Annotated in this window: 11 protein-coding genes; 3 read left to right on the forward strand and 8 right to left on the reverse strand. The window is 67.1% G+C overall.

Features of this window, described 5'->3' with window-relative positions; genetic code table 11:
- Nucleotides 1-41 precede the first annotated feature (41 nt).
- Nucleotides 42-827 (reverse strand): crotonase/enoyl-CoA hydratase family protein, encoded by a 786-nt coding sequence (locus tag ACCD11_RS14340; protein ID WP_413314372.1) that lies wholly within the window; start codon nt 825-827, stop codon nt 42-44.
- Nucleotides 828-983: 156 nt separating this feature from the next.
- Here ACCD11_RS14340 and ACCD11_RS14345 point away from each other — a divergent pair, with 156 nt between their 5' ends.
- The 3 genes from ACCD11_RS14345 to ACCD11_RS14355 all read left to right on the forward strand — a co-directional run bounded on the left by ACCD11_RS14345 (nt 984) and on the right by ACCD11_RS14355 (nt 5,080).
- Nucleotides 984-2,195 (forward strand): thiolase family protein, encoded by a 1,212-nt coding sequence (locus tag ACCD11_RS14345; RefSeq protein WP_413314373.1) that lies wholly within the window; start codon nt 984-986, stop codon nt 2,193-2,195.
- 3 nt (nt 2,196-2,198) lie between these two features.
- Nucleotides 2,199-3,446 (forward strand): thiolase family protein, encoded by a 1,248-nt coding sequence (locus ACCD11_RS14350; protein WP_413314374.1) that lies wholly within the window; start codon nt 2,199-2,201, stop codon nt 3,444-3,446.
- 62 nt (nt 3,447-3,508) lie between these two features.
- On the forward strand, nt 3,509-5,080 hold the full coding sequence (locus ACCD11_RS14355; protein ID WP_413314375.1) for an acyl CoA:acetate/3-ketoacid CoA transferase: 1,572 nt from the start codon (nt 3,509-3,511) through the stop codon (nt 5,078-5,080).
- A 64-nt stretch (nt 5,081-5,144) separates the two neighbouring features.
- Here ACCD11_RS14355 and ACCD11_RS14360 read toward each other — a convergent pair whose 3' ends face one another.
- The 7 genes from ACCD11_RS14360 to ACCD11_RS14390 all read right to left on the reverse strand — a co-directional run bounded on the left by ACCD11_RS14360 (nt 5,145) and on the right by ACCD11_RS14390 (nt 12,525).
- Nucleotides 5,145-5,648: a MarR family winged helix-turn-helix transcriptional regulator gene (locus tag ACCD11_RS14360; RefSeq protein WP_007836387.1), complete on the reverse strand. Its 504-nt coding sequence runs from the start codon at nt 5,646-5,648 to the stop codon at nt 5,145-5,147.
- A 126-nt stretch (nt 5,649-5,774) separates the two neighbouring features.
- Nucleotides 5,775-6,242: a MarR family winged helix-turn-helix transcriptional regulator gene (locus ACCD11_RS14365; protein WP_413314376.1), complete on the reverse strand. Its 468-nt coding sequence runs from the start codon at nt 6,240-6,242 to the stop codon at nt 5,775-5,777.
- 73 nt (nt 6,243-6,315) lie between these two features.
- On the reverse strand, nt 6,316-7,281 hold the full coding sequence (locus ACCD11_RS14370; protein WP_413314377.1) for a PDR/VanB family oxidoreductase: 966 nt from the start codon (nt 7,279-7,281) through the stop codon (nt 6,316-6,318).
- Nucleotides 7,278-8,333 (reverse strand): Rieske 2Fe-2S domain-containing protein, encoded by a 1,056-nt coding sequence (locus ACCD11_RS14375; RefSeq protein ID WP_413314378.1) that lies wholly within the window; start codon nt 8,331-8,333, stop codon nt 7,278-7,280. The genes ACCD11_RS14370 and ACCD11_RS14375 overlap by 4 nt, the downstream gene beginning before the upstream one ends.
- Before the next feature lie 42 nt (nt 8,334-8,375).
- The gene (locus ACCD11_RS14380; RefSeq protein WP_413314379.1) at nt 8,376-9,713 is read right to left on the reverse strand and encodes an MFS transporter; all 1,338 of its coding nucleotides are present in this window, start codon (nt 9,711-9,713) and stop codon (nt 8,376-8,378) included.
- A gap of 229 nt (nt 9,714-9,942) precedes the next feature.
- On the reverse strand, nt 9,943-11,805 hold the full coding sequence (gene kefC / locus ACCD11_RS14385) for a glutathione-regulated potassium-efflux system protein KefC (protein WP_413314381.1): 1,863 nt from the start codon (nt 11,803-11,805) through the stop codon (nt 9,943-9,945).
- Nucleotides 11,806-12,525, reverse strand: a complete 720-nt coding sequence (locus tag ACCD11_RS14390; RefSeq protein ID WP_413314382.1) for an NAD(P)H-dependent oxidoreductase — start codon at nt 12,523-12,525, stop codon at nt 11,806-11,808.
- Between the last annotated feature and the right edge of the window lie 86 nt (nt 12,526-12,611).

Here is a 12,611-nt window from a genome sequence, read left to right on the forward strand (position 1 = left end):
GGTTTGCAGTCATCAGGGGCTTTCGGTGCGCGCGATGTGCATCAGTCCTTCTTGACCTTGGCCGCCTTGCCGTCGAGAAAGGCGCGCACGCGGGCCTTGGCCTCGGGTGCGCTCTGTGCGATGGCGGCCATCATGGCTTCGGTCATCAGGCCCTGGTCGGACGGCTGCTCGGCAATGCGGGGCAGCGCGTGCATCAGCGCGTAGTTGGTCAGCGGCGCGTTCTGGGCGATGCGCTGGGCCAGCTCGAAGGCCTTGTCGAACGCGGTGCCAGCGGGCACGAGGTACTGCGCAAAGCCGACCTTCTCGCCGTCCACGGCGTTGTAGACGCGGCCGGTCATCATCATGTCGGTCATGCGGGCCGTGCCGATCAGGCGCGGGATGCGCACCGCGCCGCCACCGCCCACGAAGATGCCGCGCGAGCCTTCGGGCAGCGCGTAGAAGGTCGATTCGTCGGCCACGCGGATGTGGCACGCGCTGGCCAGCTCCAGTCCGCCGCCCACCACGGCACCGTGCAGCGCGGCCACCACGGGCACGGGGCCGAACTGGACGCGATCGAGCGCTGCATGCCACATGCGCGAGTGGTGCAGGCCCTGGCCGGCATCGCGCTCCTTGAGTTCGCTGAGGTCCAGCCCCGAGCAGAAGTGCTCGCCCTGGCCGTCGATCACCGCGGCGGCCACAGTGGCGGGCAGGCTTTCCATCAACTCGCGCAGCGCGAGGATCAGGCCGTCGTTCAAGGCGTTGCGCTTGGCGGGGCGGGTCAGGCGGATGACCGCGATTTCCTCGCGTTCGCCGCGAATTTCCAGGGAGATGTCGGTGGACTGGGTCATGGTGATGTGGGTGAGTTGGCGGAATTATGGTTATTGAAGATAACTAAAACAAGGTCGAGGCCGGGCTCTTTTCTAGGTGCTTTCCCTAGCTTTTCCAGTGGATCATATGGTTATGATAAATAACTAAATGCAGACCTAAGGAACAAGGAACCCGCCGTGAACGCCTTCATCCCCTACGGTATCTACTGGTCGTCTCCCTTTGCCAAGTGGCAGGGCTCGCTGGCCAACCTCAATGCACTGCCGCTGGCCGCCAAGGTGGGCCGGCAGGCGCTGGCGGCGCGCGGCTACGACCTCGCGGCGGTGGACCTGGCCATCCTGGGCATCACCAATCCGCAGAAGGGCAGCTTCTACGGACTGCCGTGGGTCACGGGGCTCATGGGCATCGATCGCGTGGCCGGCCCCACGGTGCAGCAGGCCTGCGCCACCAGCGTGCGCGCACTGCAGATGGCCGCGCAGGAAGTGGCCTGCGGCACGGCCGGTAGCGCGCTGCTGGTGATGGCCGACCGTCAGTCCAACGGGCCGGTCGTGTACTACCCGGATTCGAGTGGCACCGGCGGCTATGGCATCACCGAGCACTGGGTGCCCGACAACATGGCGCACGACCCCTACGCCAAGAACGCGATGCTGCAGACAGGCGAGAACGTGGCCGCGCGCTATGGCATCAGCACCGAGGAACAGCACGCGCTGAAGCTGCACCGCTACACCCAGTACCAGCAGGCGCTGGCCGATGACCGCGCGTTCCAGAAGCGCTACATGGCCGACGTACCGCTCTCCGACTCGAAATTCCGCAAGCAGACCGGCACGCTCGGCACCGACGAAGGCATCTTCCCGACCACGGCCGAAGGCCTGGCCAGGCTCAAGCCCGTGAAGGAGGGCGGCACCGTCACCTTCGGCGGGCAGACCCATCCGGCCGACGGCAACGCGGGCGCCATCGTCACCACGCGCGAACGGGCGCGCGCTGCGTCCATCGATCCCGGCATCGAGATCGAGATCCTGGGCTTCGGCATGGCGCGCGTGGAGGCGGGCTACATGCCCATGGCGCCGGTGCCCGCCACCTTCAATGCGCTGAAGCACGCGGGCCTCGCCATGAAGGACGTGGACGCCGTCAAGACCCACAACCCGTTCGCCGTGAACGACATCGCCCTGGCGCGCGACACCGGCTTCGCGTGGGAGCGCATGAACAACTACGGCAGCTCCATCATCTGGGGCCACCCGCAGGCGCCCACGGGACTGCGCGCCATCATCGAACTCATCGAAGAGCTGGTGCTGCGCGGTGGCGGCGTGGGCCTGTTCACCGGCTGCGCCGCAGGCGACAGCGGCTATGCCACCGTGCTGCGCGTGACCGACAGCAGAACCCAGAAAGCTTGATCCATGACCACTGAACATTCCTTTTCCGCTCCCCTGAACGCCTGGCTGATCGACGGCGTGCGCACGCCGATGGTCGACTACTGCGGTCCCCTGGGCCATGTGTCGCCCACCGACATGGGCATCAAGGTCGCCCGTGCGGTGCTGGAGCGCAGCGGCGTGTCCGCCGCCGACGTGAACTCGGTCATCACCGGATCGATGGCGCAGGCCGACTTCGACGCCTTCGTGCTGCCGCGCCACATCGGCCTGTACGCGGGCGTGCCGCAGAGTGTGCCGGCCATCCTGGTGCAGCGCATCTGCGGCACGGGCTTTGAGCTGCTGCGCCAGGCGGCCGACCAGGTCGCGCTGGGCTATGCCGACGTGGCGCTGGTGGTGGGCACCGAGTCCATGACGCGCAACCCGATTGCCGCCTACACGCACCGCACGGGCTTCAAGCTGGGCGCGCCGGTGGAGTTCAAGGACTTCCTGATGGAAGCGCTGATCGACACCGCGGGCCCGGTCACGATGATCGAGACCGCCGAGAATCTGGCGAAGAAATACGGCATCACCCGCGAAGACGTGGACGCCTACGCCGCCCGCTCGTTCGAGCGAGCGCTCAAGGCCCAGGCCGATGGCTTCCTGGCCGGCGAGATCGTGCCGGTGACGAGCGAAAAATTCGCGCTCGAAGGCTATGCCACGCGGGGCATCACGCTGCCGCGCAAGGTGGCGCAGCTCGACCGCGACACCCACCCGCGCCCCTCGCCCATCGAGGCCCTGGCGGGCTTGCGCACCGTCTATCCCGGTGGCGTGCAGACGGCCGGCAACAGCTCGGCCCTGGTCGATGGCGCCGTGGGCGCGGTGGTGGCCGGCGATGCGTATGTGCAGCAGCGCGGCCTCAAGCCCCTGGCGCGCCTGCGCGGTGCGGCAGCGGTGGGCGTGGCGCCCGAGTACATGGGCATCGGCCCGGCCCCCGCCATCCGCGCGCTGCTGGCGCGCACCGGGCTCGCGCTGGACGACATCGGCCTGTTCGAAATCAACGAGGCCCAGGGCGCGCAGACCATCGCGGTGGAGCGCGAGCTGGGCCTCGACCGCGACAAGCTCAACGTGAACGGCGGCGCCATCGCGCTGGGCCACCCGCTTGCCGCCACCGGCGTGCGCCTCACGGTGACGCTGGCGCGCGAACTGCGCCGCCGCGGCCTGCGCTACGGCATTTCCAGCGCCTGCGTGGGCGGCGGGCAGGGCATGGCGTTGCTTATCGAAAACCCCGAAGCCTGAGAGCTGCCGGACTCAAGACGCCAGAACGACCGAACCCGTTCCCGACAACAAAACCACACACCATGAAAATCATCACCGCCGCCCAAGCCGGGGCCCTCATCCCCGACGACGCCACCATCTTCCTGGGCGGCCTGGCCGTCACCAGCCTGCCCGAGGAAGTGCTCAAGGGCGTGGAGCAAACCTTTCTGGACACTGGCCACCCGCGCAACGTGACCACCTGGGCCTGCGGCGCCATCGGCAACAGCAAGGACGCGGGCATGGTGCACTTCGCCCACCCCGGCATGATCAAGCGCACCGTGGCCGGCCACTTCGGCCAGACCGGCGCCGAGATGATGAAGATGGTGTTCGAAGGCGAGGTCGAGGCCTACAACTTCCCGCAGGGCAGCCTGTCGCACCTCACACGGCACATCGCCAGCCGCAGCCCGGGCCTGCTGACCAAGGTGGGCCTGGGCACGTTCGTCGATCCGCGCATCGAGGGCGGAAAGCTCAACGGCAAGTCCACCGAAGACCTGGTCAGGCTGGTCGAATTCAACGGCGAGGAATGGTTGTTCTACCCCTCGCCCAAGATCGACGTGGCCATCATCCGCGGCACCCTGGCCGACGAGAACGGCAATATCACGCTGGACAAGGAAGGCATGCTGCTGGAGCAGATCAACATTGCCCATGCGGCCAAGGCCTGCGGCGGCATCGTCATCGCGCAGGTGGAGCGCATCGTCCAGGCCGGCAGCCTGCACCCCAAGTCGGTGAAGGTGCCTGGCGTGTCGGTGGACTACGTGGTGGTCAGCCAGCCCGAGAACCACATGCAGACCATCACCACGCAGTTCAGCCCCGCGCTGTGCGGTGACGTGCGCGTGCCCGTGAACTCGCTGGAGCCCATGCCGCTGGACGAGCGCAAGGTGATTGCCCGCCGCTCGGCGCTGGAGCTTGCGCCCGGCGCGATCACCAACCTGGGCATCGGCATCCCGGCCGGCGTGCCCTCGGTGGCAGCGGAGGAGGGCGTGGCCGACCAGCTGACCCTGAGTGTCGAGAGCGGCATCACCGGCGGCATTCCCGCGCAGGGCGGCGACTTCGGTGTGGCCTACAACGCCGACGCCATCATCGAGCAGTCGCTGCAGTTCGACTTCTACGACGGCGGCGGCCTGGACGCCAGCTTCCTGGGCCTGGCCCAGGTGGACAACCACGGCAACGTGAACGTGAGCAAGTTCAACGGCCGCCCCGTGGGCTGCGGCGGCTTCGTGAACATCACGTGCTCCACGAAGAATCTGGTGTTCTGCGGCACCTTCACCGCCGGGGGCCTGCAGGTGAAGGTGGCCGACGGGCAGCTCACCATCGTCAAGGAAGGCAAGTCCCGCAAGTTCATCGAGAAGGTGGAGCAGATCACCTTCAATGGGCTGGATGCCGCGCGGCGCCAGCAGAACGTGCTGTTCGTCACCGAACGCGCGGTGTTCCACCTGACCACCGAAGGGCTGGAACTGATCGAGATCGCGCCGGGCATCGACCTGGAGCGCGATGTGCTGGCGCACATGGGGTTCAGGCCCCTGATGCGCGACGTGAAGACCATGGACCCAGGGCTGTTCCGCGCCCGGTGGGGTGGCCTGGCCAAGGCCATGGCCGAAAGGTCGCGCGTCGAGTGAAGTACCTCCGATAGCGCCCGCATCGTCTTCGGCCCTGCGCGCGGACGCAGAACCACAGGGAACTTCATTCCCCCCGCGAGTACACCTTCTGCAGCAGCCGGATCAGCGTCTTGCGCTCGGCGGCCGTCAGGCGCCCGGTGGCGTCCACCTCCAGGTCGGCGGCGGTCTGCTCGGCCTGCGCGGTCAGATCCATCCCTGCCGGCGTGAGGTGCAGGCCGAGGGCGCGGCCGTCGCTCGGGTGCGGGCGGCGTTCGATCAACCCACGCCGCTCCAGCGCGGCGATCAGTCCCACCAGGTTGGGCGGCAGCACATCGAGCGTGGCGCACAGCTGGCGCGAGGTGATGCCGGGGTTGTGCGCCATCAGCGACAGCACCGAGAAATCCACCACCTTCAGGCCGTACACCGCCATGCGCTCCATGAACACCTCGATCACGGCCAGCGAGGCGCGGCGCGCGTTGTAGCCCACCAGCGTGCGAAGGAAGGCGGTGTCCACGGACCCGGTCATGGGCGCCGGGGTGGCTGCGACCGCAGGGGCTGTCTTTTTCTTGATGGGTTGGACGCTGGGCATGGGGTGATTGTGCCGAGGCGACGCGTTCGCACGGCGTTCCATGTCCGATTACAACAGTCGGCTTGCGAAGCCGCCGCGGCGCTCGTGGACAACCCCGCCATCCCGAAGAGGGACCCGTCGCCCGCATTAAGCGCGCATCGGCGCGCGGCTCTTTTCGTTGTTGACGGTGACGAATTTCCTGAGCAACGCCATGAAATCCGCGCGCTCCTTCTCGCTCAGCGAACCCAGGAGAGTGTCTTGCATCTGCGCCATCGCGGGCACCATCTCTGCAAGCAAATCCTCGCCGGCGGTCGTGAGGCGCAACTCGCGCTGTCCGCGCGCCAGCATCTTGCGGGTTATCAATCCCTTCGTTTCCAGGCGCGCGGCGATGTCGGCAGCGCTGGAGGTATCGAGGGCCACCTGCTGGGCCAGGGTGATCTGGTCGATGCCCGGCTTGTCCTGCAAGACGCGCATCGCGGCATATTGCACCGGCGTGACGTCGCGCCCCAGCGTCTCGTGGAATACCGACACTGCGATCTGATGGGCGCGCCGGATGAGGTGGCCCGGCTGGTCGTTGATGTCGATCGCGGCGGTATTGGACTTGCTGAGGGACATGATGGAGAAAACAGATCGGCTTCGGCGGCGCAGAAGCCCGCGATCTTACCGAGACCCTCCCGCTCCAAGCGCCCTACAGGTCGAGCACGAGGATCGGCGAACGCGATCGCGAACAGCAGGGCGTGAACTGATCGTTGGCTGCCTGTTCCTCGGGCGTCAGATACATGTCCTTGTGGTCGGGTTCGCCTTCGAGCACGCGCGTGAGGCACGTGCCGCACACGCCCTGCTCGCACGAAGTGGCGACCTCGATACCCGCCGCCGCAAGGGCCTGCACCACCGTCTTGTCCTTGGGCACCGCAACGATGCGGCCGGAGCTCGCGAGCTTGACCTCGAAGGCTGCGTCGGCGTCCGACTTGACCACCTCGGCCGAGAAGAATTCGTAGTGGAGCTGGTCGACCGGCCAGCCGGCGGCGCGTGCAGCGTCGAGCACCCAGTCCATGAAGCCCTTGGGCCCGCACACGTACAGATGAACGCCCGTCTTCGGAGCCTGGACAATGGCCGGAAGCGACAACTTCTGCGCTTCATCCCCGTCATCGAAGTGAAATTGCACCCGGGAAGCGAATGGCGCTCGCGCGATGCGCTCGACAAACGCGGTGCGTTCCTGCGAACGCGTGCAGTAGTGCATTTCAAAGGCCGCGTCGGCGACCGCCAGCCGCTCTGCCATGCACAGAATGGGCGTCACACCGATTCCGCCGGCAATCAGCACGCTGTGCGCAGCGCCGTGCGCCAGCGGGAAGTGGTTCTTCGGTGCGCTGATGCGAAGCGCGTCGCCCTCCTTGACGAGGTCGTGCATCGTTTGCGATCCGCCGCGGGAGTTCGGGTCGCGCAGCACGCCGATCAGATAACGATGGCTCTCGCTCGGGTCATTGCACAGCGAGTACTGGCGCGTGGCACCGTTCGGCATGTGCACGTCGATGTGCGAACCGGCCGAGAACGCCGGCAGGGCACCTCCATCCTCCCGCACCAGTTCGAATGTGCAGATGTCCAGCGCTTCGACGTGCTTGCGTGCAACGCGCACGTTGAGTTCGGAGGCGTTCATTCTGCGACCTCCTGCTTGCTGGAAGCTTCGTCTTCCTGTGCGATCAGGCGTTCGATGACACGGCGCGACTGCACGCCGCCGGAATCGATGTTGAGCTTGAGCAACTGCCGTTGCGGGTGCGCGAGCAGGTTGCGCTGCTGCGATTCGAGCATCTCGAGGTCTTCGCTGAAGATCTTGCCCTGACCCTCGCGGATCGATGCGGTGAGCGCCTTGTCGTGCGGCTGAAAATTGCGCGCCATGCCCCAGAAGTACCAGATCGAGGTTTCCGTCTCGGGGGTGATGAAGTCGACCACGATGCTCGACACCTTGTGCGCCGGGTCGGCGTGATAGCCGCCCTTGCCGGCGTGCGCGACGCCGACTTCGATCAGCACGTGGCTCGGCGGCGTGAAACGGCAGATTTGCCAGCGGTCGACCGGCACGTCGTCGGCCAGGTGGTTGCCGCGCAGCGCCATGCGCCAGAAAGGGGGCGCCATGATGTTTTCCATGTGGCGGGCGGTGGTGACGGTGTCGCCTTCGGTGACGGTCTTGGTCGGCGTCTCGTCGATTTCCTTCTGGCCGATGCTGGTCGCGTGCACGTAGGTCTCGTGCGTCAGGTCCATCAGGTTGTCGATCATGAGCCGGTAGTCGCACTGGATATGGAAGAGGCCGCCGCCGTAGGCCCAATCCGGGCTTTCGGCCCACTCGAGGTGATGCAGCTTGGCCGGGTCGGCCAGGGCCGGGTCGCCGGGCCACACCCAGACAAAACCATAGCGCTCGATCACCGGGAAGGACCGGATCGCGGGGAATCCACGCACGCGCTGGCCGGGCATGGCGACCGTCTTGCCGTCGCAGCCCATCTCCAGGCCGTGATAGCCGCACACGAGCTTGCCTTCGACGACCGAGCCGAGCGAGAGCGGTGCACCCCGATGCGGGCAGAAATCCTCCAGCGCCGCAGCCTTGCCCTCAGCCGCACGGTACAGCACGAGCTTTTCGCCGCAGATCATCCGGCCCAGCGGCTTGTCGTCGATTTCGTTGGCGGTGCAGGCCACGTACCAGGCATTTTTCGGGAACATGTGTGTCTCCTTGAGATTTCCGGGAAAGAAAAAGAAACCGGCTCAGTGCGCACTGATCACGGCGCCTGTGGATTGCCGCGCGGCGCTTTGGCGCAGCGCCAGCACTGCCGCCATCGCCGCGATCAGCGGCAGCGCATAGGCGTAGTACAGCTTCGGTGCCTGCCAGCCGCTGTCGAGCAGCATGCCGGCAATCAGCGGAGCGAGGATGGCACCGATGCGCCCGATACCGATGGCCCAGCCCATGCCGGTCGTGCGCACCGCCGCCGGATAGATGACCGGCGCGAACGCATAAAGGCCGGCCATCGAGCCGAAGATGAATGCGCCGATCAGGAAGGCAATCGCGAACGACGCACCGAGGTGACCGGTCGAGGCGCCGAAGGCAGCCATGGCGACGGCTGTCATCGTCAGGCTGGCAGCCGTCAGCCGGCCGAGGTCCAGCCGGGCGGCCAGCAGCCCGAACAGGCTGCCGCCAACGATGCCCCCGATGTTCAGCAGCACGCCGCCCGTGATCCCCTGGCGGGCCGAGAGCCCCGCCGAAACCAGCAGCTTCGGCGTCCAGCTGAGCGCGAAGTAGAAGCTGAACATGAGCAGGAAGAACGCGGCCCAGAGCAGCAGCGTCGAGCGGGCCAGTCCGCCGTTGAACAGGCCCGGGATCGTGTTGGAAGGGCGTTCGCCAACGGCCGGGAGCGGCGGGAGTTCGGCCAGTTCGGTGCGCTGCATTTTTCGCAGCAGGGCGTTGAGCTTTTGCAGCGCGCCAGCCGGGCGCCTCGAAGTGAGGAAGTCGACGGATTCCGGCAGCCGCCAGAGCACCAGCGGAATCATGGCAACAGTGGCCACGCCGCCGAAGACGAAGACCGAGCGCCACCCGTAGGCCTCGAGCAGCACCGCGGCGATGCTGCCACCGATCGTCGCACCGATGGGATAGCCCGTCGCCTGCAGGGCGACAGCCGTGCTGCGCCACTTGTTCGAGGCGAATTCGGCCGTGATGACGCCGACGCTGGCCAGCATTCCGCCGATGCCGAGCCCCGTGAGTGCGCGCAGGGCCGCCAGTTGGGTGCTGCCTTGGGCCAGCGCCGAAAGCCCCATGCCGAGCGCGATCACGACGAGGCACAGGAGGATGATGGCCTGGCGCCCGAATCGGTCGGCGAGGGGCGCGAGAAACAGCGAACCCGCGGCCATGCCAAACAGCCCGGCACTGAACAGCACGCCGAGCTGGGCGCCGCTGAGCTTCCATTCGGCCGAGACGCTGGCGGCGGTGAATGCCATCACCAGCACGTCGAAGCCGTCGAGCATGATGAGCGTGACGCAGATGGCGATCGCACTCCATTGGAATCTGCTCATGGGACCTTCGTCCAGGTCACGGCGCAAGGCGTGTTTCATCGTTGTCTCCTGAAGGGAAATACAAGCGCAGTCGCACGAAGTTTTTTTTTGAGTGCGACATGACATTCAGCACACTGAATATGACAATCAGTGTACTGAATGAAGGATCGGGGCTTGCTGAGGGGAAACCCTGATGGAAATCGATATGGCGTCCCGCTCTTCGTGGCTGGGGCGGCAGGTCCACGCCCGACGTGATGTCGGGGCCCCTGGAGGCGCGAGCGGAAGGGCGCTACGCGTCCGCCTCTTCCTTCGTTGCCTCGTTTTCGTCGATCCGATCCCAGTCGCGCCCCGAGCGCCGCTGTCGCTCCTCGCGCTCGCGCGCCATCTGTTCCTCGAACTGCTGGCGGCCCGCCTTGTTGGCCGCGATCAGCTTGGCGCGGTCCTTGTAGTGCGGATAGATCTCGTCGCTGAGCTTGATATTCCGGCGGCGAAAGCGCATGGCCGACTCGCGCGCTTCATGCGCCGGCCAGCCCAGTGCTTCGAGCGTGGTGCGGGCGCTGCGCAGCGATGACTCGAACACCTCGCGCTCCACGTCCATCACGCCACGGTCGCGCAGCTGGAACAGGTGCGTCACGTTGCGGGCCCGCGCGATGATGCGCGCCTGTGGGAAGTTCTCCCGCACGAGATCGACGATTTCGAGCGACTGCTCGATGTCGTCCACCGCCACCACGATGGCCTTGGCCGTGCCCGCGCCTGCGGTGCGCAGCAGGTCGAGCCGCGTGGCATCGCCGTAGAACACGCGAAAGCCGAACTGGCGCAAGCCTTCGACGGTGTCGGCGTCGTGGTCGAGTACGGTCACGCGCAGGCCTTGCGACATCAGCATGCGGCCGACGATCTGGCCGTATCGGCCGAAGCCGCAGATCAGCACCTTGGCGTCCTGCTGCTCCGAAATCTCTTCCAGCTGGGTGCCGCCGTTGCGGCTGTAGCGCGGCAGCACGAATTTGTCGAGCAGCACCAGCAGCAGCGGCGACAGCAGCATCGACAGCGCGACCGCGCCGATCAGCAGCGAGGTGATCTCGGGCGGCAGCACGTCGGGCCCCGCGGCCTGGAACACCACGAACGCGAACTCGCCGCCCTGCGCCAGCAGCAGCGTGAACACCGGGCGCTCCTGGTAGGCAATGCCCATGGCCTTGGCGAGCGCGTAGATCACCACCAGCTTGACGGCCATGAAACCGACCACCAGCATCGCCATGACCCAGGGGCTCGCGATCAGCACGCCGAAGTTGATCGACATGCCCACGGCGATGAAGAACAGGCCCAGCAGCAGGCCCTTGAAGGGCTCGATGTCGGTCTCGAGCTCGCGCCGGTATTCGCTCTCGGCCAGCAGCACGCCGGCGAGGAACGCGCCGAGCGCCATCGACAGGCCGACCGCCTGCATCAGCGCGGCGATGGCCACCACCAGCAGCAGCGCGGCGGCGGTGAAGATCTCGGGCGTGTCGCTGCGCGCGATCCAGCGCAGGATGGGACGCAGCAGCAGCCGGCCGCCAAGGATGATGCCGCCGATCACGCCGATGATCTTCGCGGCCTCCAGCGCGCGTTCGAGGCCGGTGATGGACTGCTCGGCCGCGGTGGCGCCCGCGAGCAGCGGCAGCAGCGCGAGGATCGGAATCGCGGCCACGTCCTGGAACAGCAGGATCGAGAAGCCGGCCTGGCCGCTGGGCGTCCTCAGCAGGTTGCGCTCACCGAACACCTGCAGCGCAATGGCGGTGGACGACAAGGCGAGGCCCAGCGCTGCCACCAGCGCCACGCGCCATTCGGCGCCCACGGCCCAGCCCGCGGCGAACAGCACCGTGGCGCAGCTCAGCACCTGCGCGGTGCCCCAGCCGAAGATGGGGCGGCGCAGGCTCCACAGGCGCCTGGGTTCGAGTTCGAGGCCCACGAGGAACAGCATCAGCACCACGCCGAACTCGGCGAAGTGCAGCACGTCCTCGACGCTGGACACGAGGCCCAGTCCCCAGGGGCCGATGGCGATGCCGGCCACGAGGTAGCCGATGATCGAGCCGAGGCCCAGGGCCTTCGACAGCGGCACCACGAGCACGGCGGCGCCCAGGTAGATCAGGCTGCTGGTCAGCCAGGCGGGTGCGTGTTCCATTCAGGCCGCCTTGCCGTTGTCTGCGGCCGTGGCCGCGAGGCCGTGGGCCATGGCAGCCTGGAGGGCGCTGGAGACCACCTGGCCGATGTCGTCGGTGTCGGCTGGCCGGTCGCTCTCGGGCACGGGGCAGGCCACGCAGGCGTCGATCTCCTCGATCTCGGGCCAGTCGGGGTAGCTGCCGAGGCGCTGGGCAAAGGTTTCGACGTGCGAAGCCACGTCCGCCTCGCTGGCGCTGCGCGCACCGTAGAAGACCAGCGGCGGCAGGAAGCGCATGCCGCACAGCGCGGCGGTCTGCTCGTAGGGCGGCAGGAAGGCGTCGAAGAAATAGCGGTGGTAGTTCTGGGGGTGGTACGCGGCTTCGGGGCTGCCGGTGGTGGCGACCAGCCAGAGGTCCTTGCCCTGCAGCGCCGTGCCGCCGGGGCCGTAGGCCCAGCCGTAGCCGAGCACGTCGTCGACCCAGAGTTTTTGCAGCGCTGGCATCGAGTACCACTGGATCGGGTGCACCAGCACCACCAAGTCGGCCTTGGCGAGCCGGGCCTGCTCGGCTTCGACGTCGATGGCGAAGTCGGGGTAGCTGCCGTAGAGGTCGTTGACGTCGATGCCCGGCACGGCCCGCGCGGCGGCGAGCATGCGGCGGTTGACGCGCGAGTCGCGCCAGTGCGGGTGGGCCGCGAGCACGTAGATGCCGCCGGAATTTCCCGTGGATGTTGTTGTCGTCATCCCGCGAACATAGCGCAGTCAAGGCCGGTTCGCCGGGCGAAAGGGCGCCGGCGGCTACCATTCCCGCTGTCCCTGTTCCGGAGGAG

It is taken from the genome of Variovorax sp. Varisp36 (assembly GCF_047304235.1).
GTDB lineage: Bacteria > Pseudomonadota > Gammaproteobacteria > Burkholderiales > Burkholderiaceae_C > Variovorax.